23 protein-coding genes are annotated in these 25,175 nt (G+C 73.3%); 9 read left to right on the top strand and 14 right to left on the bottom strand.

Features of this window, described 5'->3' with window-relative positions; genetic code table 11:
- Window positions 1-48: 48 nt before the first annotated feature.
- Window positions 49-1,329, bottom strand: a complete 1,281-nt coding sequence (locus ACZ6B1_RS29875) for an ATP-binding protein (RefSeq protein WP_468783414.1) — start codon at window positions 1,327-1,329, stop codon at window positions 49-51.
- A gap of 167 nt (window positions 1,330-1,496) precedes the next feature.
- Here ACZ6B1_RS29875 and ACZ6B1_RS29870 point away from each other — a divergent pair, with 167 nt between their 5' ends.
- Window positions 1,497-1,973, top strand: a complete 477-nt coding sequence (locus tag ACZ6B1_RS29870) for a glutaredoxin domain-containing protein (protein WP_468783412.1) — start codon at window positions 1,497-1,499, stop codon at window positions 1,971-1,973.
- A 72-nt stretch (window positions 1,974-2,045) separates the two neighbouring features.
- Here ACZ6B1_RS29870 and ACZ6B1_RS29865 read toward each other — a convergent pair whose 3' ends face one another.
- The 4 genes from ACZ6B1_RS29865 to ACZ6B1_RS29850 form a co-directional block, all read right to left on the bottom strand.
- Window positions 2,046-2,450 (bottom strand): hypothetical protein, encoded by a 405-nt coding sequence (locus tag ACZ6B1_RS29865; protein ID WP_468783410.1) that lies wholly within the window; start codon window positions 2,448-2,450, stop codon window positions 2,046-2,048.
- Window positions 2,451-2,659: 209 nt separating this feature from the next.
- Window positions 2,660-3,460, bottom strand: coding sequence for a thioesterase family protein (locus ACZ6B1_RS29860; protein WP_468783408.1), 801 nt, complete (start codon window positions 3,458-3,460; stop codon window positions 2,660-2,662).
- Between the two features lie 84 nt (window positions 3,461-3,544).
- On the bottom strand, window positions 3,545-4,102 hold the full coding sequence (locus tag ACZ6B1_RS29855) for a PaaI family thioesterase (protein ID WP_468783406.1): 558 nt from the start codon (window positions 4,100-4,102) through the stop codon (window positions 3,545-3,547).
- A 56-nt stretch (window positions 4,103-4,158) separates the two neighbouring features.
- Window positions 4,159-4,458, bottom strand: a complete 300-nt coding sequence (locus ACZ6B1_RS29850) for a putative quinol monooxygenase (RefSeq protein WP_468783404.1) — start codon at window positions 4,456-4,458, stop codon at window positions 4,159-4,161.
- Window positions 4,459-4,989: 531 nt separating this feature from the next.
- On the opposite strand from ACZ6B1_RS29850, the gene ACZ6B1_RS29845 reads away from it, so the two are divergent.
- The gene (locus ACZ6B1_RS29845; protein ID WP_468783402.1) at window positions 4,990-5,949 is read left to right on the top strand and encodes a GlxA family transcriptional regulator; all 960 of its coding nucleotides are present in this window, start codon (window positions 4,990-4,992) and stop codon (window positions 5,947-5,949) included.
- Between the two features lie 41 nt (window positions 5,950-5,990).
- On the opposite strand, the gene ACZ6B1_RS29840 is transcribed toward ACZ6B1_RS29845, so the two are convergent.
- The gene (locus ACZ6B1_RS29840; protein WP_468783400.1) at window positions 5,991-7,274 is read right to left on the bottom strand and encodes a helix-turn-helix transcriptional regulator; all 1,284 of its coding nucleotides are present in this window, start codon (window positions 7,272-7,274) and stop codon (window positions 5,991-5,993) included.
- 370 nt (window positions 7,275-7,644) lie between these two features.
- On the opposite strand from ACZ6B1_RS29840, the gene ACZ6B1_RS29835 reads away from it, so the two are divergent.
- The 4 genes from ACZ6B1_RS29835 (at window position 7,645) to ACZ6B1_RS29820 (ending at window position 13,623) form a co-directional block, all read left to right on the top strand.
- Entirely contained in the window at window positions 7,645-9,018 is a 1,374-nt protein-coding gene (locus ACZ6B1_RS29835) for an ATP-grasp domain-containing protein (protein WP_468783398.1), read from the top strand.
- A complete protein-coding gene (locus tag ACZ6B1_RS29830) occupies window positions 9,015-11,027 on the top strand; it encodes a PEP/pyruvate-binding domain-containing protein (protein ID WP_468783396.1) in 2,013 nt (670 codons plus the stop codon). The genes ACZ6B1_RS29835 and ACZ6B1_RS29830 overlap by 4 nt, the downstream gene beginning before the upstream one ends.
- A gap of 8 nt (window positions 11,028-11,035) precedes the next feature.
- Window positions 11,036-12,382: an MFS transporter gene (locus tag ACZ6B1_RS29825; RefSeq protein WP_468783394.1), complete on the top strand. Its 1,347-nt coding sequence runs from the start codon at window positions 11,036-11,038 to the stop codon at window positions 12,380-12,382.
- Between the two features lie 152 nt (window positions 12,383-12,534).
- On the top strand, window positions 12,535-13,623 hold the full coding sequence (locus tag ACZ6B1_RS29820; RefSeq protein WP_468783392.1) for a hypothetical protein: 1,089 nt from the start codon (window positions 12,535-12,537) through the stop codon (window positions 13,621-13,623).
- A gap of 40 nt (window positions 13,624-13,663) precedes the next feature.
- On the opposite strand, the gene ACZ6B1_RS29815 is transcribed toward ACZ6B1_RS29820, so the two are convergent.
- From ACZ6B1_RS29815 to ACZ6B1_RS29805, 3 genes are all read right to left on the bottom strand, one after another.
- Window positions 13,664-15,976 carry a S9 family peptidase gene (locus ACZ6B1_RS29815; protein ID WP_468783390.1) on the bottom strand — a complete coding sequence of 771 codons (2,313 nt, stop codon included), beginning with the start codon at window positions 15,974-15,976 and terminating at the stop codon, window positions 13,664-13,666.
- The gene (locus tag ACZ6B1_RS29810; RefSeq protein ID WP_468783388.1) at window positions 15,949-17,733 is read right to left on the bottom strand and encodes an N-acetylglutaminylglutamine amidotransferase; all 1,785 of its coding nucleotides are present in this window, start codon (window positions 17,731-17,733) and stop codon (window positions 15,949-15,951) included. The genes ACZ6B1_RS29815 and ACZ6B1_RS29810 overlap by 28 nt, the downstream gene beginning before the upstream one ends.
- 251 nt (window positions 17,734-17,984) lie before the next feature.
- Window positions 17,985-19,178: a carboxylate-amine ligase gene (locus tag ACZ6B1_RS29805; RefSeq protein WP_468783386.1), complete on the bottom strand. Its 1,194-nt coding sequence runs from the start codon at window positions 19,176-19,178 to the stop codon at window positions 17,985-17,987.
- Window positions 19,179-19,674: 496 nt separating this feature from the next.
- Here ACZ6B1_RS29805 and ACZ6B1_RS29800 point away from each other — a divergent pair, with 496 nt between their 5' ends.
- Entirely contained in the window at window positions 19,675-20,229 is a 555-nt protein-coding gene (locus ACZ6B1_RS29800; RefSeq protein WP_468783383.1) for a L,D-transpeptidase family protein, read from the top strand.
- A gap of 5 nt (window positions 20,230-20,234) precedes the next feature.
- Here ACZ6B1_RS29800 and ACZ6B1_RS29795 read toward each other — a convergent pair whose 3' ends face one another.
- Window positions 20,235-20,588 carry a hypothetical protein gene (locus tag ACZ6B1_RS29795; protein ID WP_468783381.1) on the bottom strand — a complete coding sequence of 118 codons (354 nt, stop codon included), beginning with the start codon at window positions 20,586-20,588 and terminating at the stop codon, window positions 20,235-20,237.
- Window positions 20,589-20,652: 64 nt separating this feature from the next.
- The gene (locus ACZ6B1_RS29790; protein WP_468783379.1) at window positions 20,653-21,054 is read right to left on the bottom strand and encodes a PPOX class F420-dependent oxidoreductase; all 402 of its coding nucleotides are present in this window, start codon (window positions 21,052-21,054) and stop codon (window positions 20,653-20,655) included.
- 111 nt (window positions 21,055-21,165) lie between these two features.
- Here ACZ6B1_RS29790 and ACZ6B1_RS29785 point away from each other — a divergent pair, with 111 nt between their 5' ends.
- Complete coding sequence (locus tag ACZ6B1_RS29785) at window positions 21,166-21,522, top strand: PRC-barrel domain-containing protein (RefSeq protein ID WP_468783504.1); 357 nt, start codon at window positions 21,166-21,168, stop codon at window positions 21,520-21,522.
- Between the two features lie 97 nt (window positions 21,523-21,619).
- Complete coding sequence (locus ACZ6B1_RS29780; protein ID WP_468783377.1) at window positions 21,620-21,793, top strand: hypothetical protein; 174 nt, start codon at window positions 21,620-21,622, stop codon at window positions 21,791-21,793.
- Window positions 21,794-21,877: 84 nt separating this feature from the next.
- On the opposite strand, the gene ACZ6B1_RS29775 is transcribed toward ACZ6B1_RS29780, so the two are convergent.
- The 3 genes from ACZ6B1_RS29775 to ACZ6B1_RS29765 all read right to left on the bottom strand — a co-directional run bounded on the left by ACZ6B1_RS29775 (window position 21,878) and on the right by ACZ6B1_RS29765 (window position 24,971).
- On the bottom strand, window positions 21,878-23,245 hold the full coding sequence (locus tag ACZ6B1_RS29775; protein ID WP_468783375.1) for an alkaline phosphatase PhoX: 1,368 nt from the start codon (window positions 23,243-23,245) through the stop codon (window positions 21,878-21,880).
- 184 nt (window positions 23,246-23,429) lie between these two features.
- Window positions 23,430-23,777: a hypothetical protein gene (locus tag ACZ6B1_RS29770; RefSeq protein ID WP_468783373.1), complete on the bottom strand. Its 348-nt coding sequence runs from the start codon at window positions 23,775-23,777 to the stop codon at window positions 23,430-23,432.
- A gap of 282 nt (window positions 23,778-24,059) precedes the next feature.
- Window positions 24,060-24,971, bottom strand: coding sequence for a DMT family transporter (locus tag ACZ6B1_RS29765; RefSeq protein WP_468783371.1), 912 nt, complete (start codon window positions 24,969-24,971; stop codon window positions 24,060-24,062).
- Window positions 24,972-25,175: the final 204 nt, after the last annotated feature.

Genomic DNA, 25,175 nt, shown 5'->3' with positions numbered 1-25,175 from the left:
TGGGCTTCGGCCGGCCGGGCGGGACGAGGATCGAAAGGTGGACGGGGCCTAGAGCCTGCTGTGCTTGTCGATGTCCTCGGTGAACTCCTCGATCGCCCGTGCGGTGAGCGTCGGCCGGGTGTCGGCGATGGCGGTCAGGTAGTCGTCGGTGGTGGCCGGTCCGCCCTGGCGCTCGGTGACCTCTCGTTCGAATGCCGCCTGGGCGCCCTTGCGTGCCGCGTATTCGATGTCGGCCGGGGTGAACAGCTTGCTGGCCTCCACCAGCCGGGGGAGGTCGACGGAGTCGGTGGCGGAGGCTCTGAGGTAGCGGGCCCAGATCGCCGAACGGGCGGTCGGGTCCGGCGGGCCGATGGGGATGACGTAGTCGAACCTGCCCGGCCGCAGGAACGCCGGATCGAGAGAGCGGACCGAGTTGGTCGCGCAGGCCAGCAGGCGCGCGTCGTGTTCACGGAAGACGGGGATGAGCTTGAGCAGTTCGTTGGTCACTCCGTGCCCGGGATCGACCGCCTTGCCGGACCGCACGGCTGCGATCTCCTCGACTTCGTCGATGAAGAGGACGACCGAGTCCAGTTCCGCCAGTTCGGCGAACACCTCCCGCAGGGCCGCGGCCAGCCCTTCGCTGGTGTCGGCGGCGAGGCGGGAGGGGAAGAGTTCCACGAACGGCCAGCCGAGCCGCGAGGCCACGGCCTTGGCGAAGCTGGTCTTCCCGGTGCCGGGCGGGCCGAACAGCATGACCGCCTTCGGCGGGACGACGCCGTAGCGGTCGGCCAGCACCGGCTCGGTCAGCGGCAGCACGACACGGCGCTCGATGACCTGCTTCTCCCGCTCCATGCCCGCCATCGCGTCCCACAGGCCATCGGGCAGCATGCGTCCGCCCAGGGCCGCGAGGACGTCGGCGTCGGCGGTTCCCGGTGGTTCGAGTTTCTCGTAGTAGGTGAGGTCGTCGCGGCACTGGTACCCGGAGTTGGCCAGGGCCTTCGTCCCCGCGGCGTGGGCGGGCAGCAGTGCGCTGATGTGGCGGACTCCGGCGGCCCGCAGCCGCCGCTCCAGCTCGGCGACGAGCGCGCTGCCGATACCCCGTCCGCGCCAGCGGGCGGCCAGTGCCACCAGGAGGATCCATCCCCGCTTGGCGTAGGACTCCGCCACGGCCATGCCCACGAGCTCTTCGCCGACCACAGCGACGACCGCCGTCTGCCCGGACTTGGCCGCGGCCATGACCTCGGAGACCGGGAACACCCGGTCCTCGTCGGCCCCGCGGCTCTGGTCCCAGATCTGGATGGCCTGGTCGAGATCGTCGTCGTGATAGTCGCGCAGGTGCCATACGGGCATCGTCACCACCACCTCGGTCGGCGCGGAGATCCCATTGTCCGCCGCGGGGGTGCACGGCGACGAATCAAGCCGCGCCGCCCGGGCGGGCGAGGCCGGGCCACCTGGCGTCCGGGGAGCCCTGAGCGACCTGTTCCGTGATCACCTGGACGCCGATAGCCTGCACATCCATGACTCGTAGTTGGACACTGCCGATACTGCTCGGTCTCTGCGGTGCGGTGATCGCGACCGGCCTGTACGTCGGCAGGGGCCCCGGCGCGGCCGCACCGGTCCTGCTGTGGTTCGTGCTGCTGGCGGTCGTGTACTCGCCTGTGATCTTTCCGAGGTCGATCGGTGCGCAGGAGGCGCGGCGTCGCAGCACGGCCGACGGCCGTCCGGTCGTGTACTGGCGGCCCGGCTGCAAGTTCTGTCTGCGGCTGCGAATCAAGTTGGGCCGCGACGCCCAACAGTTGCACTGGGTGAACATCTGGCGTGACCCTGCGGGAGCCGCGGCGGTCAGGGCGGTCAACGGCGGCGACGAGACCGTGCCGACCGTCGTGCTGGCGGGCCGGCCTTACGTCAACCCCGAACCTGACTGGCTGCGCGGTCAGCTCTCCGCGGCCGTCCGAAGCGGCGGAACGGCGGAGGAGTCGGGAGGCCGCCGGTAGCCGGCGGCGAGTCGACGGCGGCCGTCGCCCCAGCTCCGGCAGGGCGACGGCCGGTGTTGCGCGGGCCGTCCGTCAGGTCGTGGTGTGGACGGAGTCGGTCATGTGGTCGTAGCTGGACCAGTCGATGCCGCCGTCCGCGGTGCCCTGCCACTTGCCCAGGAACGCCGTCAGGGCGACGCTGTGGCCCTCGGCGAACGACAGGTCGACGTCGCGCGCCGGAGCGTCCGCGCCCTGCCGGTCCCAGTAGTAGTAGGTGCCGTAGCCCTCCACCTCGAGGCGGGCCACGGCCGACCAGCCGTCCGCCGACAGGTCGTTGACGAGGAGGTGCTCGCCGTACGGCTTGAACGTCGCCATACCGGCCTGGTTGTAGGTGTAGATGCTGACGTTCGAGCCGTCGGCGTGTGCGGACGTGGTCAGACCCACGCTCAGCAGCGCGGCCGCGGAGACGGCGAACGCGGTCTGCAGGAGTCGGCGCATTCCTTACCTTCCTTACCCGTTGTTCGATGGGTCAGTGTAGGTAGCAAGTTACGTGCGTGGCAAAGGAGTTGCGGGCCGTACGGCGTGGCGCCGCGACCGTCGGCGCAGAGCCGGGGCCGTCGGCGCGGCAGCGGGCTCGGGGGTGCGGTGGACGGCGGCACGCAGAGCGCTCGCCCGGCGTCGCCGTGGGCGGCAGGCACACGGCCCGGTCATCCGCGCTCGGTCACGTACAGGCTCTGCGTGCCGCGACCCAGCGGGCCCTTCTCGTCGTGCAGGGCGGACTCGGCGAGACCGATGCCCGCGCCGTCCACCATCGTCCGCGCGTCCAGGCAGACCCACTCGCCCTCGGGGTGGCGGTGCAGGCTCACCGTGAGATCGGCGTTGACGAAGACGTAGCGATGGAAGTCGAGTGCCGAGCTGACGCCGTTGCCGGAGTCGGCGGCGGTCAGCACCCGGCTGAGCGGTGCGATCTCCTCCCCCGCGACCAGGGGCACCCTCATCCGCATCCACGCCGTGGCCGGGCCGGGTTCGAGGAACGATCCCGCGGCGAAGCGCACGTCCATGGCGGTGTGGTAGCCCTGGTCCCAGGGAACGGGGAAGAACGCCTGCGGGGCCACGGCTCCGGGCCCGGGCACCTGCGGGCCCGGCGACACCTCCGGTACCGACTCGGGCGCCGTCCGCATCAGCAGAGCCGTCGCCCGCATCACCTCCGTCCCGCCTTCTGGTGTCAGGGCGGCCTCCACGAGTTCGACGCTGCGGCCGGCGCGGAGTACGCGGGTGGTGACGGTGAGCGGCTGTATGGGGACGGGCCGGGTGATCTCGAACGTGAGCCGGGTGATCCGCATGTCCGGCCGTCCGCCCGGGCGTTGCTCGACGGCGAGCCCGAGCAGCGCGGCCGGCGGCCCGGCGTGCTGGGAGCCGGCGGCCCAGGGACCCCGGGTGTAGCCGGTGGGGAGGAACCGGTCGGCCGCCTCCCGCTCGTAGAAGGCCTCTGCTTGCGACGACGGCATGGTGCGTCCTCCCTGTCCCGCGGACTCCTCAGCACCTTACCAAGCGCTTGCTCACCCCAGGGAGGTCGCGGCCATGATGGACGGTCAGACTCCCTCCGGCAGCGTGAAGACGGCGCATGTGGTGGTGCCGTGCGCGTAGAGCTTCCCGTCTGCCGTGCCGGTGATCCTGGCCTCGGCGGTCGCGGTGGTGCGGCCGGCGTGGACCACCGTGCCCTCGCAGCGCAGCCTCGGAGTGCCCGCGAGGACGGGGCGCACCATGTGCACACCGAGCTGGACGGTGGTGTAGGCGCGCCCCACGGGGAGCGTGGACATCACGGCGCTGCCGAGGGCGGAGTCCAGGAGCGTGGCGAGGAAGCCGCCGTGCACCGTGCCCATGGGATTGAGCAGGTGTTCGGCGGGATCGCCCTCGAAGACGGCCCGGCCCTGCTCCGCCGCCACCAGGCGGAAGCCGAGCGTGCCGCAGATCGGCGCCTGGGGGAGGTGGCCGTCGAGGCACATGCGGAGCACCTCGAGGCCCGAGCGTCCGGCACCGTCGGCGTAGCTGGTCGGCGGCTCCCAGGTGTGGGTGCGGGAACGGGCGGCCGGAGCCGGGTCGTGCGGCGCCTGGGACGCCGGGGCCGGGGCGGGCGTCGTGGGGGTCATGGGCGGTGGGCCTCCTGAGCTGGGGGAACTGCGGGATGCGGGGGCGACGGGGTCGTTCAGGGCAGCTTGACCGCGAGCAGGTCCACGGGCCGGATGTCCGGCGCCGCGGCGAGCATGGTGTCCGCGGCTCCCATGAGGGCGGCGGCTATCCGGCCGCGCAGATGCCCGGTGCGGTCCTCCTCGGTCTCGAAGGTGTCGAAGACGCCGAAGGTGGTGACGTCCTCGCGGAAGGCGAACCAGGTGACGGTCCGCTTCTCCTCCTCGGCGAGGTGCACGGCCTCGGTGAGCATGCGCGCGACGTCGTCGGCGTGCTCCGGCTTGGCCTCGATACGGGCGAGCAGACCGATGTTGTTCATGATGGCGGGCTCCTTGGTTCTGGGTCCGGCGCCTCGGTGACGGGCGCCTGGGCGGGTGTTCCGGAGTGACGGCGCGGCATGCGTGCCGGCGCCGGCCGGTCCCGGGTCCTCCCTGCGGGAACACCATCCACGCTAGGCCGGCGCCGCATCCGGCCCCAGTGTCGGAAACGACACACCTGGCATCGTTTCCGACAGCCTTCGCGGCGCCCGCCCGCAGTACGCGACCGGTGGTCGGCACGCGCACCGAAGGTCAACAGGAATTGGGGCTTCCGTTTCAATCGACGGGCGCGTAGGTTCCGACTACCCCGCGTCGGCGTCCACCGAGGCGTCGGCCCGCCGGTCCCGGGACGGCGGGCCGCGCGGGGGCCAAATACCTGGTCACGGCAGACACTTCGGTCGGCCGGGGCGCGCGACGTGCCGCTGTCGGGCAGCGCCGGTGCGCCCCCTCCTCGTCGATGCCCGCGCTGCCGGCCTCCCTACGGCCCCACGGGACGTGCTGTCGGAAACGACGCGCCTGTTAGCGTTTCCGGCATGGACGTCTCGGTGCTGGTGTACGACGGCGTGTTCGACTCGGGGCTCTGTGCCGTGCTGGACGTCCTGGAGGCGGCCAACGCGATGCGCGGTGAACTCCCCCAGCCGCCACCCGCCTGGAACGTGACGACGATCGGCTTCAGCCGTCAGGTCCGCACGGGCGCCGGACACCTGGTCACGGCCGAGCCGGCCTCCGCCGGGGGCACCGCAGGGCTGCTGCTGGTTCCCGCGCTCGCCGAGCGCCGGCCGGACGCCCTCCTGGAACGGGTGGCGGGCCCGGACCTGGCCGGCGTCCGGGATCTGGTCGCCGACCGCCGGGACCGCGGCAAGCCCCTCGCCTCCGCCTGTACGGGCACCTTCCTGCTCGCCGAGTCCGGCGCCCTCGCCGGCCGCCGGGCGACGACCACCTGGTGGCTGGCGCCCGTCTTCCGCCGCCGCTACCCGGACGTCGCGCTCGACGAGAGCAGCATGGTGATCACGTCGAGGGGGGTGACCACGGCGGGAGCCGCGTTCGGGCACGTCGACCTCGCCCTCGCCGTCGTCCGCGCGGCCAGCCCGGCCCTGGCCGACCTGGTGGCCCGCTATCTCGTCGTAGACGAACGGCCCTCGCAGTCCGCCTACACCATCCCGAGCGCCCTGGCCCAGAGCGACCCGCTCGTCGCCGCCTTCGAGCGGTGGGCTCGCCGGCACCTCGACGCGCCGGACAGCCTGGCCGCCGCGGCGCGCGCCCTCGGTGTCAGCGAGCGCACGCTTCAGCGCACCGTCCGCCGGGTGCTGGACACCACGCCGGTGCGGTTCGTGCAGGATCTGCGCGTCGAGCAGGCCACGCATCTGCTGCGCACGACGGACCTGTCCCTGGAGACCATCGCGCGCAGGGTCGGCTACGAGCACGCCGCCACCCTGCGCGCCCTGCTGCGCGAGCGCACCGGTACCACCACCGCGGGTCTGCGCGGCCGCTGAGCGGCGCCGTCGGGCGCACTCGGCCCGGCCGGACGGCGCACTCAGACCGGGCTCAGTGGGTGCGCCGCCGTGGCGGACCTCGGGGGCCAGGCCTGGGGGGAGAGGATGCCGAGCACGTAGGCGCGGGCCACCAGGGCCGGGCGGGTGGCGGCGTCCAGGAGGTCGCGCAGCCGGCTGAGGTGGTAGTCCACCGTCTGCCGTGAGAGGTGCAGTGTCCTTGCGATCTCCGCGTTGCTGCGCCCGGCGGCGAGCAGGGCGAGTATGCGGACCTGGGCCGCGGTCAGGGGTGGTCGCGCCTCGTGGGGCAGGCCGAGGTGTGTCAGGACGGCCCACACTCCGGCCACCCGCTCCGGGACACGGCACACGGCGCTCAGCTGGATCAGGGCCCGGCGCTGCCGGTTGTCCGCGTCGACGAGTACGGCGCAGGTGCGCGCGCTTCGGCGCCGGCCGCCGACGAGGTCGTTCCAGATCCGGTGCAGGCCGCTACGTTCGGGGGTGTCCGCCAGCAGGGAGTCCGCGGGCCGGCCGATGAGGTCGGAGAGACGGACGCGCAGGAGTTCGGCGACCGCCGTGCCCGCCTCCTCGACGAGTCCGTCCGCGGACAGGCGGACGCAGGGCAGGCCGCTGTGGTCGCGCAGAGCTCGTAAGTCCTCCTCGGCCCGGTGCCGTTGGTCCAGTGCCCGGGTGTGCTCGGTGACGTCGACGTAGATGCCGGCGACGCAACGCGCGGCGCCCCAGCGGACGGGGAAGCGGTATCCGGCGGCGTGCCCCGGTGACCCGTCGGAGCGCCGGTAGGTGAGGGTGTGCCGGACGGGGGTGCCGCAGGACAGGGTCTCCCGGTCCAGGGCGAGGAACCGTTCGACGTCGTCGGGTTCGTCGACATCGGTGAGATGACGGCCGATCACGTCGTCGCGCGTGGTGCCGTACAGGTGGGCGTAGGCGTGGTTGGCCCACAGGTAGCGGCCCCCCGCGTCGCGCACGAAGGCGGCGGCCGGGGTGAGGTCGGCGAACGAGGCGTACGGGTTCCCCTCGGCGCCGCCCACCTCGACCGCCACTCCCCTGCTGCCGTGCCGGTCCGGGCCCACGTCCTCGGCCGGCCAGTTCACGTCGAAGGTCCGGCCCTCGAAGGACGCCTGGTACGAGCCGGTGCCGGAGGGGAGCGGTGTGCCGCAGCGGTCGGCGCAGAGGGCTTCCAGGAAGCGGCGGGCGGTGCGTTGGTCGCCGAACGCGCCGCCCCCGCTGTCGGTGACGGTCAGTCCGCCGTCGGCCTCCCACCAGGACACCGGAAGGGTCTCGAGCAGCGCCTTGAAATCCGCCTCGTCCACGGCCCAACTCCTTCAACCGTCTACTACGTTACTTTGCGTAACACATCATGCGTTTCCCGTAGCGCGGCAGACATGCGGGGGCGGCCGGAAGCGCCGCCTCCGGGGCGGAACCGGCCCGGGGTCTTTCGATCGATCCCAACGAGAGGCCCTAGCGCACCGCCGGCCCCGCACGGGACGGCGAACACCTTCGGCAGTCGGGCATTTGCCTGAGCCGTTCGCGAATCACGGGCCCTCGGCCGGGGGTCGGGGCTGGTTCGCTTGAAGGAGGCGGTGAGACGGCGGGCGCGTTCTGGGCGGCCGCGGTCCCGCCGTACGCGCAGGGCGCGGCACGCGCCTCGACCAACGGCGACATCGAAGGAGTTGGGTATTCGTGAGCAGGGTGCTGTACGTGCATGCCAAGGGCGGTCCCCCGGTGGGACACGCCCTGGCGCGGGTGGCCGCCAGGTCCGCGGTGCACCTGCTGGCACTCAGCGAGCTGCCCGCCGCGGTGGCGGCGGACGCCGGCAGGCTGTGCGAGTCGGTCGTCACGGCCGGGGACCTTCCCGGTTCGGACCTCGTCGGGCTGATCGCCGGGCGGGCGCGTGAGGTCGGCGCGGACGCCGTCGTCACGTTCTCCGAGTACGCGGTGGTCGCGGTCGCCGAGGCGTCCCGGCGGCTCGGGCTGCGTGGGGCGGGGCCCGCCGCGGCGCTGGCCCGTGACAAGCGGCTGATGCGCGCCGCCTGGGAACGCCGCGGGATACCCCAGCCGAGGTTCCGCCCGGTCGCGAACGCCGCCGAACTGGACTGTGCGGCGGCCGAGTTGTCGTACCCCCTGTTGCTGAAGGCCGCCTGGAGCGCCGGTTCGACGGCGCACCAGATCATCGAGGCGCCCGAACTGGCGCGGGAGGCCTGGCAGCGGTCGCGGGCGGTGATGACGGAATCGGCGCTGCTGGGGTTCGCGGAGCTCCATGTGGCGGGCGCCGGTGAGGACTTCATCGTCGAGGAGATCGTCAGCGGCTGTGCCGGTGAGTGGTTCGACGGCTCGGGCTGGGGTGACTACGTCAGTGTCGAGGGCGTGGTCGTGGACGGCGTGTTCCGCCCGGTCTGCGTGAGCGGGCGGATGCCGACGGTGGCGCCGTTCACCGAGCGCGCCGGCATCACCCCGGCGGCGCTCGGCGGCGACGCCCAGGACCGGATCGTGGAGCTGGCCGGGCTGGCCGTCGAGGCCCTGGGGCTGGAGAACTGCGGGACCCACACGGAGATCAAGCTGGGCGCTGACGGCCGGATGTGGGTCATCGAGACGGCCGCGCGGTTCGGCGGCGCGATGACGGTGCCGCAGATCGAGGAGGTCTTCGGGCTCGACCTGGTGGGCATGTTCACCGATCAGTTGCTGGGCCGCTCCCCCGCGTGGCCGGCACGGGCCCTGACCGGCGAGGACGCCGAGGGCGCGGCCGGCTCCCTGGTGGTTCTCGCGGTGGACGGCGACGGCGCCCCGTGGGACCGCCGTCATCTGTGGGACCCGGCGGCGGTCCTGCGCGGCGCGCCGATCGGCGCGGGCAGCTCGCTTTCCGTCGTCCACGAGAACTCGCTGCCCAAGGGCACCCCCGTACCGGTCTACGACCCGGCCGCCGGGGCCAACACCATGGCGGGGCTGTGTCTGTTGTCGGCCGACCGGCCGCAGTCCGTGGTCCGCGACCTCACCGCGCTGGTGGACGCCCTGCCGCGCATCCTGCCCGCACAGGCCGGCGAGGGGGTGCGGGCATGACGCTCACACTCGACGGAACCGGCGTGCCCGACGCGGCCGGTGACCGCACGGTCGTCGGGGCCAACCTCTCGCTGCCGCTGTTCCGCACCCTGTCCGGGGTGCTGGCCGGACACCCCTACCTGAAAGTCGTGGTGGACCGCGCGGAGGACACCTGGCACCTGCTGGACACCCGGGTGCACCCCTTCCACGTCAACTACATCGCGACCCGCGTTCTCGGCCTGTCGCTGGACGAACTCGACGCGGACCTGGACGCGTTCAACGCCTCCGTCTACACGGACCCCGAACGCCGCTTCCTGCTGGGCGTGTTGTCCCTGCACACCGACGAGGAGCCCGACGGCGCCGAACGGCCCTTCCTGGTACTGGAGACGACCGAGGCGGACACCATGCACGGTGCGCTGCTGGAGGAGTTCTACGGCTATGTGCGCGGGCGGGTGGACGGACGCCTGCCGCTGCTGCTGAAGCCCGCGAACCACGGGCAGGAGCACGAACTGGCCCACGTCAGCGAGACGCGGGTACCGCGCATCCTCAGCCACGAGCTGTTCGGCAACCGGACCCGCACCTGCCTCAACCCGGGCGAGGCGCGGGGCCGGCTGCGCTACTTCCGCACCCTGGCGGAGTACGAGAGCGCGGCCCGGGAACTGGGCTGGTCGGACATCGTCGCGATGCCCTGTCCGCCCGACGACGTGCCACGCGTCGCCGGGATCATCAACACGGCCCCCATCACACCGCTCTCCCACACCAACGTCCTCGCCTCGGGCTGGGGCATCCCGAACGCGATCGTCCGCGACCTCGACGACCTCGTACGGCGTGACGGGCTCGACGGCGCGTGGGTGCGCTACCGCGCCCAGGAGGACGCCGTCACCCTGGAACGGCTGTCCCGCGCACCGGCGTTGACCAAGCCCGCCTGGCACCAGCAGCGGATCCGTCTCGAGGCGCCGTTCCTGGAGGAAGCGCCGGTCCTCGCGCTGCACCGGCTGCGGAGCGCCGACCGGGACAGTTACGGCACCAAGGCGGCGAGCCTCGGGGAGCTGCACCACGTCCTGGACAGCCGCACCGCGGACCTGACCGCGTTCTACGCGCGTCCACGTCCGCCTCGGCCGGATCTGCTCGGCCACCTGGCCGCCCGTCTCGGCGAGCCCGGGGCGTCACCCGAGCGGCTGCGGGCCGCGGCGGCGGCACGGGTGGCTCAGACGGTCCGGGCGCCCGAGGGCGTGGCGCTGCCGTTCCGGCTGCACCATCTCTTCCTGACCTCGTCGCCCGCGCTGCAACAGGGCATCGGCAAGCTGAAGATGGCGCTCGAACTGGAGGCGTTCGACGTGATCGACTCCCTCGCGCTCAGCCTCCAGCAGTTGACGCGCACCACGCCGATGCCCGACGAGGTGGAGCGCGCGATCACCGCGTCGGTGGCGCCGCTGTCGGCCGACGGGCGCCGGCTGGTGGTGCGCTCCTCCTCCAACGCCGAGGACCTGCCGGGCTTCTCCGCCGCCGGGATCTACGACTCGGTGACCACGGTGCGCGGCACGGACCAGCTCATGGACGCGGTACGGCAGGTGTGGGCGTCGCTGGTGTCGCCGCGCAGTGTCCGCCTCCGGCACCAGGCCGGTATCCCGCTCGACGACACATACATGGGGGTGATCGTCCAGGAGTACGTGCCGGCCGGGCTCGGAGGTGTGCTGGTGACCTGCAATCCGACCCGTCGCGAGGACTTCCGCAACGTGTACATCAACTGCGCGCCGGGCTCGCCCGAGCGGGTGGTCGACGGCACGGTCCTGCCGCAGCAGTACCTCTACAACACCGTGGAGGGCGGCGGGCGCACGGTCGACGTCGGCTCGTCGGGCGAGGACCTGCCGGCCGCGACGCGCGCCGCGCTGGCCCGACTGGCGCTGGCCGGGCGGCTGTTGCAGTCGCACTTCGGCGCGGACGACCCCGACGGCGCCCTGGACATCGAGTGGCTCATGACCGCCGAGGGGGCGTTCCGCCTGGTCCAGGTCCGCCCCTACTCGCGGTGAGGCCCGGTATGCCGTTGCTGCGGTCCACCCCACCGGCACCGGTCCCGAGTCCGGCCGCGCGGCGCGTCATCCGCCTGAACAACGGGTTCCAGCTCCTGTTCAACCTGCTGTGGTGGATGCCCGTCTTCTACGCCTACCAGCGGGACGCGGGCCTGTCCGACGACCAGATCTTCGGTATCCAGAGCATCTACTACATCGCCTTCTGCCTCTTCGAGATACCGACCGGAGTCGTCGCCGACCGTATCGGCGCCCGCAACTGTCTGTGTGCCGGCGCGGTGGTCATGACCGCGGCGAACATGGCGCCGGTGCTGTCCCCGTCGTACACGGGCTTCCTGGTGCACTTCCTCGCCATCGCCGCCGGGCGTTCGCTGACGTCCGGGGCGGCGAGCGCCTATCTGTACGACGGTCTGCGGGCCGAGGGGGCGCAGGCCCACTATCTGCGGGCCGAGGGTACGGCCCGGGCCCTGGGGCTCGGCGCCAAGGTGGTGTGCTGGCCGCTGGTCGGGCCCCTGATGACACTGGCCCCGCAGACCCCGTACGTGCTCAGTGCCGCGAGCGCGGCCGGTTCCCTCGGCTGCGCGCTCGCCCTGCCACGGCTCGCCGCGCCCGGGGGCGGGCGGGTCCGCCCGAAGGCCCGGGCAGGGCGTGACAGGACCCTGTCGCGCGACATGAGGGCGGCGCTGCGCGCCCTGCGGTCGTCACCGTGGCTGGCCCTGCTCATGGTGCAGGGCGTGGCCGTCTTCACGCTGTCCCGGATCTGCCAGGTGAACCTGTTCCAGCCGGTACTGCTGGAGCACGGCATCCAGGAGAGCGCGCACGGCGGGGTGCTCGCGGCGATGACGGTCGCGGAGGCGGTGACCTCGGCCCGTCCCCAGTGGCTGGGCCGCCGGCTGCCACCGGTGGTGTGGGTGTCCCTGCTGAGCGTTGCGCTCGCCGCGACGCTCGCGGGCACCACCGTCGGCGGGCCCTGGGCCGTGGCGGCGCTGTTGTGCGCCTTCGCCGCGATCACCGGGTTCGTGTATCCGGTGCAGCGCAAGCTCGTCAACGACGCCATCCCTGCGGACGCGCCGCGGGCCACGCTGCTGTCGGTCGAGAGCATCGTGGACCGCGGGGTGTGCGCGCTCGCCGCGGTAGCCGCGGGTGCCTATCTGGCCGCAGGGCGACTCGACGCGCTGCTGTGGCACAGCGCGGCGGTCACCTGCGTGCTGATTCCGGTGCTCCTGCTGGCGCTGCGCCGCACGCGCAGGCGAAGTGGCCTCCGGGACAGGGAACATGCCGTCGACGCCCCGGCGGCACCACCGGCGGAGGAGCCGGTCCCGCTGCCCGTCGACGACGGTGCCGCGCCCCGCCCCTGAGCCGGGCCCGGCACCGGGAGCCGGCCGGACCGCGCGGCCGGCGATGCCTTTACTTCGTTGCCGATCATGTAAGAAAATGGGGCGCCCGTGCCTGTTCGGCCTCGCGAGACGGTGCCCCCACCCCGGCTCCACGTATCCGGTGAAGGACGCCCATGCGACGCTCCACCCTGATCACCCGAGCCCTCGGCGGCGCCGCCCTGGCCTGCGCGGCCGTGGCACTGTCCCTGGTCTTCGTACGCTACGACGCTCCCGCGCCGCGCTGGGACATACTGTCGGCCCTCGGGGCGGCCGCGGTCGCCGCCGCAGGATGGGCGCTCGCCGGGCGTGCGGCGCCGAGGCTGGGCCCGGACGCGCCGCCGACGCCGGAACAGGTTCCGCCGGCGCCCCGCCGGCTCCCCCTCCCCGCGCGTCAGGCGGGCCGCACGACGGGCGCCGTTCTTCTCCTGCTGACTCCGCTGGTGCTCAGCCGGCTGGCCGCTGGTTCGGGCGGGGTGCTCTCCGGAGTGGTGATCATCCTCGTTCTCGTCCTGACGGTGAAGACCCTCCTCTTCGCACGCCGTCAGGTCAGCCAGGCCGCCGTCCGGGCCAAGTTGCGGGTGCTGGTGGACGACGCCGCCCGGGGAGAGCTGCACGCCGTCCGGGTCCGGGCCGGGGAACCCGTGAGGATGCGGTACAGCGAACGCGGTTCCAAGCCGGGCGAGTTGAACGTCACCCAGTACCACTGGCTCGTCCTGCGGGCCGACGGCCGCGAGCTGAAACTCGCCGCCCCTCCCGGGGAGGTGGGCCGGGCGGCGCTGTGTCTCGGCGGGCGGGAGGGCTGGTTGTGCTGGCCGGAGCGGTGGAAGCTGATCGAGGACGAGCTGCCGGCCGCGTTCGTCGCCGACACCGGCGAGGTGCTCATGGGTCTGGCGGACCCGGACGAGGCACGCCCGTACCTCGACGGCTCCCACCGTCCCACCGTCTCCGGGCGCCCGGTCCGGCGCCTGCCCCGCACCACGCGGTTCGCCGCGGCCGTGCACGGCCCCGTCCTCGGCGGAGCCCTGCTCGCGGCCCTGATCGCCACGCCCGTCCTGTACTTCGGCCCGGACGGGATGCCCTGGGCGCTCGACTGGCTCCTGTGCGCGCTGGCGGCGGTCGCGGTCGTCGTGTTCCCGCTGCGCGGAGCCGGTGCCGCCTCCCAGTCCCTTCCCGAGGGCCCCTCCTGGACCGTGCGGGAGGAGTCCGATCCGTCGATCGCGTGACCCGGGCGGCCCGACGCGAAGGCCTTCCCGGTGGGGCGGGTCAGGCGGGCCGGCTCGTCAGATGCCGCTGGATCCAGTCGGCGGCGGTCCTGCGGAAGAGGCGCCGGTTGTCGGCCCGGCGGAAGTCGTGGCCCTCCTGACGCAGCATCAGGATCTCGGCCTCCAGGCCGCGTTCCCTCGCCGCCCGCACGAACTGCCGCGACTCCCCCACCGGCACGTTGGTGTCGTGTTCTCCGTGCACGGCGAGCACCGGTACGCGCAGGGCGTCGACACGGCTCATCGGTGACAGGGACCGCAGGAGTTCGTGGTCGCGTTCGGGATGCCCGTACTTGTGGGCGGCCGACTCGGCGATCCACGGTTCGGTGCCGGCGAAGAACGTGGTGAGGTCGGACATGCCGCAGACCGCCACACCGGTGCGGAAGAGCTCCGGATGCCAGACGAGGGACGCCATCGTCAGATAGCCGCCGTAGGAGCGGCCCATCACCGCCAGACGCCGGGGGTCGGCCAGGCCCGCCACCACGACATGGGCCGCGCAGGCGGCGACGTCCTCGATCGCGGCGAACCGGCTGGTGCCGAGATCCGCGTCCACGAACGAACGGCCGTAGCCGGACGAGCCGCGTACGTCGGGGGCGAAGACGTCCAGTCCACGGCCGAGCAGCTCGTGGTAGAGGGTCTGCAGGACGGGACGCTCCTGTTCCTCGGGGCCGCCGTGCAGATGCAGGACGCAGGGGGCCGCCTCGCCCGGGGAGCGGCCGGGCGCCCTGTAGTACCAGCCGCCGAGGGCGAGTCCGTCCCGGGCGACGGGGCGGACCGGAAAGGGCTGTACGGGTGCGTGGCCGGCGTCGGGAACCGCGTCCTCGTCGCGCGAGGACCAGGGGGTGCGCAGGGCCGAGGCGTGCGGCAGCCACCACACGCCGGGACGCCGCCGCGATCCCGACAGGGCCACGACGGGGCCGTCCGGGTCGGGGGCGGGTGCGAGCCGGGTGACCACCTCGTGGGGCAGCGGGATGCCGCGGGAGGTCCCGGCCGGTGGCACGGCGGAGCCTCGCAGGGCGGCCGGGCCGTCCCCGTCGGGGGCGGTCGCGGGCAGCCTGGTGGTCTCCAGCTCGCTGACCCCGCGCACGTTCCAGGACAGGACGGCGTGCCGCCCGTCCCGGTGCAGGCTCAGCAGTTCCAGGTCGCAGTCCGGGCGGGCGGAGACCGGCCACTGCGCCAGCCGCTGCCCCCGCGGGCCCAGCCGCACCGCGAGGAGTGCCGCGAACTCGCGGTCGCTGTCGCTGCGCAGCCACACGGTGCGGCCGTCCGGGGCGAAGCCCCCGATCCAGGGATCGCCGTCGGCGACCCGGACGGCGCAGGTGACGGCCCGGTCCCGGCGGCGGACCACGAGCGCCTCGCGCCGGCCGCGCGGACCCCGGCGCAGCAGGGCGAGCCTGCCGTCCCGGCTGAGCCCGCAGACGCGCAGGGTCGGTGCGCCCGCCTCGCTCGCCACCAGCACCGGCGCGGTCGCGCCCTCGGGGTCCACGAGATAGGCCGCCAGCGCCCTGGGACCGGGTTCCCGCGACGGCGCCGTGCCGGGCCCCCGGATCACGGTCACGTCCGTTCCCCGCAGGGCACCGAGCGGCGGTCCGCCCAGCAGCACCGCGCGGCCGTCGCGGCCCGCCCAGCCGCCGGTGTGGGCGGGTTCCGGGAGGTCCGTCACCGGCCCCTCGGGGCCGGGCCGGATCTGGCCGGCGGGCGCGGGTTCGGTGAGTGTCACGGCGATCGCCGAGCCGTCGTGCGTCCAGCAGCCCAGGTAGGCGGAGGCACCGGGTTCGCCGCCGGCCAGCAGACGGCGCCCGGTGCCGTCGGGTCGTACGCACAGGACCCGGGTGAGTTCTCCGCCGCCGGGGGCGGTGGTGTAGGCGATCCAGCGGCCGTCCGGCGACCAGGAGACCTCCGTGACCGGGTCGGGGTCGGCGTCCAGCAGGCGCGCCTCCTCGCCGTCGACCGGGCCGGTCCACAGTTGCGGCACCCCCGTCCGGTCGCAGATGAAGGCGACGTTGCGGCCACCGGGGTCCACGGAGGGGTACCAGCAGCCGTGCGCGGTCAGCCGCTGCGGTACGTCGTGCGCGGCGGCGGCGTCGGTGAGGAGCACCGGCTCCGGCGCCGGGCGGGCCGCCGTCGCCGCGGCGCCGCCGGACGGGTCGGCCTCGGTGTCCGCGAGCAGGCTCGCGGAGCCCGCCGGAGGTGCCCCCGCGGGCCGGTGTTCACCGCCGTGGGGCCCGGTCGCCGTGGTGGTGCCCGCGCCCGGCGGCGCCGGCACCCACGTGTCCGGGTCGGTCGCGGTCAGCGGATTCCGTGCGTCTGCAGCCATATCTCCAGCAGCGCTACCTGCCACAGTGTGTTCGCTCCTCGCCTGGTGCGGTGCGCGTCGGGTGCCTCGAGCAGTTCCGCGACGTACTCCTGCCGGAAGACGCCGCGTTCCTTCGCCTCCGGCGCGGTGAGGGCCTCGCGGACCCGTTGCAGCACCGGGCCCGCCATGTGCTTGATCGCCGGGACCGGGAAGTAGCCCTTGGGCCGGTCGACGACCTCCGCCGGGAGCACTCTGCGTCCGGCGGCCTTCAGGATCCCCTTCCCGCCGTCGGCGAGCTTCAGCCCGGGCGGGCAGGCGGCGGCCAGTTCGACCAGCTCGTGGTCGAGGAACGGGACGCGGGCCTCGAGACCCCAGTCCATCGTCATGTTGTCCACGCGTTTGACGGGGTCGTCGACCATCATCACCTGGGTGTCCAGCCGGAGGTCGGCGTCCAGGGCCGTCTCCGCGCCCTCGGCCGACATGTGGGCACGCACGAACTCGGCGGAGACGTCCCGCCCGGTCAGCAGTCCGGGCTCGAGGATGCGGGCGAGCTCGGCGTGGGACCGGTCGAAGTAGGTGTCGATGTACGCCTCGGCGGCCTGCCGTCGGGGCACGCCGGACATCGCCGGGTACCAGTGGTAGCCCGCGAACACCTCGTCGGCGCCCTGGCCGCTCTGGACGACCTTCACCTCCTTGGCGACCTGCTCGGACAGCAGGTGGAAGGCGACCACGTCGTGGCTCATCATCGGTTCGCTCATCGCGAGGACCGCCGACTCCAGCGCGCCCGGGATGCGGTCCGACGCCACCAGGAGCTGGCGGTGGGCGGTGTCGAAGTGGCGCGCGACCAGGTCGGAGTAGTGGAACTCGTCCCCCTCCTCGCCGCCCTCGGCCTCGAACCCGACGCTGAAGGTCGCGAGATCGCGCTGTCCCTGCTCGGCCAGCAGGGCGACGATGAGGCTGGAGTCCAGCCCGCCGGACAGCAGCACGCCGACCGGGACGTCGGCCACCATCCGGCGCCGCACGGCGGTGCGCAGCGCGTCCAGCACGGCGTCCGTCCAGTCCTCCGCGTCCAGGGCGGCGAGCTCGGGCCGGCGGGTGTGGGACGGCTGCCAGTAGCGGTGGTCGTGCTCGGTGCCGTCGGCCTCGATGACGCGCACCGTGGCCGGAGGCAGTTTGCGTACGCCGTTGAGGACGGTGTGGGGCGCGGTCACGGTGGCGTGCCAGCTGAAGTACTGGTGCAGGGCCACCGGGTCGAGGGAGGTGTCGACGTCGCCCCCCGCCAGGAGGGCGGGCAGCGAGGAGGCGAACCGCAGCCGGTCGGCGGTCCGCGTCAGATACAGGGGCTTGACGCCGAGCCGGTCCCGGCCCAGTACGACCCGTCCGCTGTCCAGCTCGACGAGCGCGAAGGCGAACATGCCGTGGAAGTGCCGGACGCAGTCGGTGCCCCACTCCCGGTAGGCCTTGAGCACGACCTCGGTGTCGGAGTCGGAGAAGAACTGGTGGCCGAGCGCCCGCAGTTCGTCGCGCAGCTCGCGGTAGTTGTAGACGCAGCCGTTGAAGACTCCCGCGATCCTGGCGCGCGGGTCCGTCATGGGCTGGGCGCCGTCGTCGGAGAGGTCGATGATCTTCAGCCGGCGGTGACCGAGCGCGACGGCCCCCTGGGACCACACCCCTCGCCCATCGGGGCCGCGCGACGCGAGCCGGTCGGTCATCCGCTCCACCGCGGCGACGTCCGGCCGCTCGCCGTCAAGACGTATCTCTCCGCTGAGTCCGCACATCAGCTGCTCCTCCGTCCCCTGCCGGTGGGCCGAGCGGGCTCCGGCGGGCGTGCGCCGCGCGTGTGCCGGGCCCCGGGCGCGCGCGTGCGCGTCGCACGCCCGGGGCGGTGGTGTTCGGGGGCCGGGGGATGCTGCGAGGTGTGCATGGGGACGTGACTCTCCTAGGTCGGCGGATGGGGCGTCCTGGTCGGCCGGGGCTCCGAATCGGCTCATGAGGCCGTGCGCGTGGGGCCGCCGGTGGACGGGGCGGCTCAGGCGCTCCGGGCCGGGGCGGCGGTGCCGTGGCCGGGGACATGCGCTCCGACGGGGTCCCACCACGCGGTGGGCCGGGCCGGCCGCGCCGACGGCCTCCCCGCCGGCCGCTCGCCGCGGGTCTCGGCCGTCAGCATGTCGACGCCGGCGAGCAGACCGCCGGTCCGGGCGACGCGGCGCAGCCGGTGTGCGGCGCTCCCGAGGGCCAGCGCCTCCTCCAGGAGCGCGTGCACGGTCTCCCAGTCGCCGGACGCCTCCAGCGCCGGGCGCAGCCGGGCCGTCATGCCGGTGAGCACTGTGCCGGCCGGCGCCGCACGGCGGCTGACGGGGTCGACGAGCTGGCCTTCCAGGCCGGATCGCGCGGCCCGCCAGGTGGCGGCCCGCAGCCAGTCGTGGCGGCCGTCGCACAGGGGGCCGTCCGCCTCTGCCAGGCGCTCGCAGGCGTCGCGGACCAGGGCCCGGAAGAGGCCCGCGACGAGCACCACGGTCTCCACCCGCGGGCAGGCGTCGCAGATGCGCAGTTCGAGCGTGCGCTGGTGGGCCGACGGCCTGACGTCGTGGTAGACCATGCCGGCGTCGCTGATGACGTTGGTGCGGATCAGTTCCTCGAGCGACCTGTCGTACTCGGCGGCGTCCCGGTGGCAGCCGGCCGGACCGGCGGTCGGCCACCGCTGCCACAACATGGTCCGCCAGCTGGCGTACCCGGTGTCGGACCCCAGCCAGTACGGGGAGCTGCCCGACAGGGCGAGCAGCGGCGGCAGCCAGGGCGAGACCAGGCACATGGCGCGGACGGCGGTGTCCCGGTCGGGGACGTCGACGTGGATCTGCGCGCTGCAGATGAGCTGTTCGTCGGCGACCATCCGGTAGTCGTCGACCATGCGCTGGTAGCGCGCGTCGGCGGTGACGTCCAGGGGGCGCACACGGGCCAGCGGCACGGTGCCCGCGGCCACGACGGCGAGGCCGAGCCCGGCGGCCGCCGAGTCCAGGCGGACCCGGGTCGAGGAGAGGTCGGTGTACAGCTCCTCGAGCGTGCCGTGTACGCCGCTGTTGCTCTCCACCACCGACCGCTGCAGCTCGGTGGTGAAGCCTGGTCTGCCGACGCGTCCTATCAGTTCGGCGGCGCGTGGAACGAGTCGGCCGCTCTCCACGTCCAGCACATGGAACTCTTCTTCCGCTCCGAGGCGTGGTGTCACGGCTTCTCCCCTGCGAGTGGACCACAGCCGCCGGTGCGCCGAGGTGGCGGTCGGCACCGGCCGGTTGACGCGTCCCGGGTTCCCTGATCAGTCGGTGTCAATCAACTCGTTACGCACACCTGAATCATCCTTATCTCAAACGAGCACAAAGGTGTGTCGCGCGCCCGTCGGACCGGTCGCGGCGCTGAGTTGGCCGGGTTAGGCCGGATGCCGTGTGTGGATGCGTGCCGGGTTCGCCCGCCCCAGGATCCTGATCATGCGGAAATCCACTGTCACCGGGTCCGTCCCGGGGTCCACTGCTCGGCGGCTGCGGCACGGTGGTGCGCGGCACGCCATATGCGCGGCTCTGGCCTGCGGCCTCCTGCTGGCGGCGACGGACGCGTGCGGCACCGGTGAGCCGAGGAGCCCGGGTGGCGCGCCGGGAACGAACAACCCGGCGATGTCGGCCTCTCCCCCGGCGTCCGTGGGCTCTCGCCTCCCGGGGGTCGGGGACCGGATGTGGCAGCAGGTGCCGGCCGCTTCCCGTCAGGTCGTGGTCGTCTACGGTGAGCGCCGGGACTCGCCCGACAGCCTCCTCGTGCTCTACGAGAGGCGGGGCACGGACTGGCAGCGGACGGCGGCCTGGCCCGCGCACAACGGCAGGCTGGGCTGGACCACGGACCACCACATGGACGACGAGCGCACTCCGGTCGGCGTGTTCGGCCTGACCGACGCGGGCGGCACGCTCGGGAACCCGGGCAGCCGGCTGCCGTACTGGCACGACGACCACGCCTTCGCGTCCACGATCACCGATGACGAGGCCCACGCCCACGACTTCGACTACGTCATCGCCATCAACTACAACCGCCTCGTGGGCGCCCCGCCCTACGACTGGTCCCGGCCCGAAGGGGTGGAGAAGGGCGGCGGTATCTGGCTGCACCTGGACCACGGGGACGGTACGTCGGCCTGTGTCACGGTCCCGGAGTCCGGCATGCGGACCCTGCTGCGCACCCTGGATCCCGGCGACCACCCGGTGGTCGTGATGGGGGACCGCGAGCGCCTCATGTCCTGAGCAGGTCACCGCGGACCGTCCTCGTCGAGCCGGGCGAGTCCGTCCCGCCAGCGGCGGCGGCGCTCGGTCCCGGACTGCTCCCACCAGGGTGTGCCGCGTTCGCCCAGCGCCACCTTCGCGTGGTGCACGCGTGCGCGTGCGGACCGTTCGGCATCCGGGTCGCCCGCGGAGGTCGCGGACCGTACCGCGCGGCGATCCGCCATGAGATGACGTCTGAGGCGGGCGGCGGCTTCCTCGGGAAGCGACGGATCGGTCGCCCGCCAGCGCCGCCCGCCGATGACGACGAAGTGTCCGTCGGGCGTCTTCTCCGGTGGCCGCTGCACATCCACACCGTCGATTCTGCCCGCAGTCGGCCCCATCGGCCCGTGGACGGCCGTCGACCTGGCACGGACCCGGTCCGCGCCCGGAGCCGCGGCGCCCTGGTCAGCCGCAGGGGGAGCTGACGCGGTCGGGCCGGATCACGTAGATCACCCGGACCTGGTCCCGGCCGCCGAACCACGGGTAGGGGCCACCGAGGTACTTCCGTGAGAGCGCCTCGATGTGGTCGACCGCGCCCTCGGTGGTCACCCGGACCACCCGGCCGCGGATCTGGACGTAGGAGGCCGGCTCCGAGGGGTCGGACACCGCGACGGCCACCCGTCGGTCACGGGCGATGTTCCGGGTCTTCTGGTGCGACTCCACACTGTTGATCAGTACGTGCTCGCCGTCCGTGTCGACCCAGGTCTGGGTGAGCTGCGGTGAGCCGTCGGGCATCGTCGTGGCGATGTAGCAAGTGCTGGGGCGGCGCAGCAGCGCCACCACGTCCTCACCGAGGGGTACGGGCACCGGTGCTCTCCAGGGTCGTTCGGCGACTGCTGGGACCAACGTAACGTCGGCCCGGGTGCCGGCAGGACATCAGGTGTCCGAAGGCGGGTACCAGGTCTGTGGAGGTTCATGATGTTCGAGGCGGGCGACATCCGTGAGTGGCGTGGGCACGACGTGGTCGACCCGGGCGGGCGCAAGATCGGCGCCCTGGAGTCGGTCTACGTCGACACCGCCACCGACAAGCCGTTCTTCGCCACGGTGACCGTGGGCCTGCCCACCCGCCGCCGGCTGGCGTTCGTGCCGCTCACCGGCGCGACCGTCGGCCCGGGGTATCTGCGGGTCGCCTTCGCGAGGGACACCGTGAAGAAGGCTCCCGCCATCGACACCGACGGTGAGCTGCCGGCATCGGACGAACCCGCGGTCTTCGCGCACTACGAACTCGACTACGCGCCGGGCGCCGGCGGCGAACGCCGCCTCGGGCGCCGCTGAACGCCCGCACCCCCACCGCCGCCGCGTCCCCACCACCGTCGAACCCACCACCGCCGAACCGACCGCCGCCGAGCGGCCGAAGCCACCCGGAGAGCCGATGATTCTGTTTCTGCTCCTGATCCTTGTGGCCCTCGTCCTGGGCATCATCGGGTACGCCGCCCACGGCCTGTTCTATCTGCTGGTCATCGGAGCCGTCGTGCTGCTCGCCGACCTCGTGTACGGCGCCGTGCGCCTGCGCCGAGGAGGCCGGCGGCACCGCATCGTGCGGTAGCGGCGCCGGTGACCCAAGGCCCCGGGCCTGCGCGTCATGGCGGGGAGAGTGGCCCGCCCCGCCACGACGCCGGCCGTACGGCTCCTACCTGCGCCACGGCCCGGTCACCGCGAACGTGGTGCCGGGCGTGTAGCAGTTGACGTACATCGTGCGGCCGTCGGGCGCGAAGGTGACTCCGGCGAACTCGCCCCACTCGGGCTCCTGGGCCGTCCCGATGTTCTGGCGGCCCCGCGCCATCGCGTACACCTCGCCCCCGCGGGTCACGCCGAAGACGTGCTGCGCGCCGTTCCCGTCCTCACAGACCATCAGGCCGCCGCTGGGGGCGAGGCAGATGTTGTCCGGGGACTCGCCGGGCAGTCGCACATCGGTGTCCGGACCGAACACGACGACCAGGGTCAGCCGGCGGCGCGCCGGGTCGTAGCGCCAGATCTGCCCGTAGTGGTCGGCCGCCGAGCCGTCCGCGCTGCGGGCGAAGGACGACACGAAGTACACACAACCGCCGCCCCAGTAGCAGCCCTCCAGCTTCTGCGCGTGGGTGATGCCCCCCGGGCCGTAGTCCTGCAGCCGGGTGGGCGTGGCGGCCGCCGACGGGTCGGGTACGTCGGCCCATTCGATGCCGTCGAACCGTGCGCCGGTCTCCTGGATCGTCGACAGATCGGGTACGCCGGGCACGCGCATCGCCTGGAGCCGGCCCCCCGCCCGCAGGGAACCGACACCGCCCAGCGGCTTCTCCGGCAGGAAGCGGTAGAAGAGGCCGAAGGGTTTGTCGAAGGCGTCCTCGGTCTCGTAGACGACGCCGTGGCGCGGGTCGACGGCGATGGCCTCGTGCTGGAAGCGGCCCATCGCGGTCAGCGGGACGGCGCCGGTGCGACGCGGGTCGGTGGGGTGGACCTCGAAGATGAAGCCGTGGTCCTTGGTGTACCCGTTGGTGCCGGCCCTGTCCTCGGTCTCCTCGCAGGTCAGCCAGGTGCCCCAGGGAGTGCGGCCACCGGCGCAGTTGACGGCCGTGCCGGCGATGGCGACCCGCTCGGACAGCACGCGCTGCTCGGCGTCGAGCGTCAGGGCCGTACAGCCGCCCTTGCCCGCGGGGTCGTAGGTGAGGCCGCCGACCGTCGGGACGGGGATCTTGGCCGTGACCCGGTTCTCGTGGTTGCGGACGAGGTGCGTACGGCTTCCCCGGCCGGCGAAGGCGGCCATGCCGTCGTGGTTGGAGGGCACCGGGCCCTCTCCCGAACGGAGCTGGTCCCCTTCGCGGGAGAGCACGGTGTAGCGGAAACCTTTCGGCAGGTCCAGCAGCCCGTTCGGGTCGGGGACGAGCGGGCCGTAGCCGGTGTCGCCCAGGTTCCCCGCGGCGGCGGTGCCCGCGAAGAGTTCGGACAGAGCCCCGGTGAAGGCGATACCCGCCCCCACCGCACTTGCCTGGGCCAGGATCTGACGACGTGTTGCGGACATGCGGCAGCAACCTTCCTGCTGGCGGACAGGAACTGTGACGCCGCTGTGTCTATCACCTGGTGCGTGCCTCGGGAACCACGCCCATCGCACGTGTCACATCGCCGAGTCGCTCGCGTCGCACCGCCGAGCGGACGCGATCGGCGCGACGGCGGCCCGGTGGTCCCGACGCGCGGTCGCCCGGCACTCAGGCCGCCCGTGCCACCTGCCGTACGGCGCTCCCGCGCGCGGATCGCGCGGGGGCGGATCTGACGCGGTAGGTGACCTTGCCGGGGTCGACGAGCGGGTCGCCGAGGACGATGCGGCCGGCGGCGTGCAGCGCGTCGCACTCGGCCACGGGCAGGGCCACGTACCCTCCGCCCCTGCCCGTGGACGGGTCGAACGGCTGCCAGTAGGCGTACCTGCGGCGTCCCCCCTCGTGCACCGTCAGGAAGACCGTGGTGCCCGGGTCGGCGATGATGCGCAGGAGATCGGCGGCGCCGCGACCGAGCCGGGCACCCTGGGACCTCTGGTGACGCGGGAGCATCATCTGCATCAAGAACGGCCTCCTACCGCAGGAACTGACGACCGATTACCCACTTCGGGCCAAGTCGATCTCGCTGCACCGGAATTAATCAGACGGCACTGACAATCGGCCGTACGGCGATGGCGCCTCGGGGCGGACCGACCCGCCATCGCCGCCCGTGACACGCCTCGGCGTCGTGCCCTGGACACGGATCGGCGGGGCCCGGGACAGGGATCACCGGGCCTGCGCGGCGTCCGCTCCCTTCGGTCCGGCGGGTCGCCGCCCGCACGCGGGCGGGTGCGGGTTCGCGGGTCAGGCGTCCCGCTGGGCCCGCGTGGGCTCGGGCTCCGCCGCGTCCCAGCTCCGTCCGGCGGACATCACGGGCGACCGGGTCAGGCCGATGATGCCCAGCGCCATGAGGAGGACACCGGCGATCTCGGGCAGCATCCGCCAGCCCAGGGCGATGCTCTCCCCGAAGAGCAGTCCGCCGAGGATGACGCTGATCAGGGCGTCGCCCAGGGTCAGGGCCGGCTGGGAGGCGGCCAGCGTGCCCGCCCGCAGCGCCCACTGCAGGAGCAGGACGCTCAGCAGGCCGGTGAGGGCGGCGGCGTAGGTGTGCCAGGTGGTCAGGACCGCGGTGACCCCCTCCGGGAACCGGCCGGTCACCTCCTTGATCAGCGCTGCCGTGACCGCGAAGCAGGCGGCGGTCGCGGTGCCGAGGGTGGCGGCCTGCAGGGGGCCGCGCATACGCCGGGCTGCCGCCAGGAGCACCGCGACACAGCACGTCAACCCGCCTCCGACGGCGAGCCAGTGCCAGTCGGAGGTCCGGTCGCCGCCGGGTGCCGGGGCGGCGCTGAGCAGGAAGAGCGCCAGTCCGCCGGCCAGCATCACGAAGGAGCGCCAGGTGCCCGCCGAGGGGCGGCGGCGGAACACGACCGCGCCGATGAGCAGGGTGAACAGCAGTTCGCTGGCCAGCAGGGGCTGCACCAGTGAGAGCTGCCCGGAGTCGAGGGCGACCACCTGGAAGACCGCGGACGCCACCATGGCCAGTGCTCCTCCCCACCAGTAGGGGTGGCGCAGCAGGCCCGCCAGGCGGGCCGCCGCCGCCCGGGCGCCGTGGCCGGAGACCTCGTCGGGCTCGACCGCGGCCCGCCGCTGCAGGACCGACGCCGCCCCGTTGGACAGCGCGGACAGCAGCGCCGTGATGACGGTGAGCACGTTCATGCGACTGCCTGTCGTTCGCGGGAGCACCCGGCGGGCGGCCACCGCACGCTCGGTGGGCGGACAAAGATAGCCAAAGCGAACAAAGACGTATCCGCCGTGCACAGTGATAAACCTGTTCACACCGCCCGTGCGCGAAGGGTGGAGACCGGTCGGCGCCCCTCGGCGGCCGGTGTCACGGATGCCCGTCGTACCTGTCGTTCACTG

This window comes from Streptomyces sp. NPDC041129, from assembly GCF_055592265.1.
The sequence above is the reverse complement of the archived record's forward strand: the minus strand, read 5'-3'. Positions and strand labels throughout refer to the sequence as shown.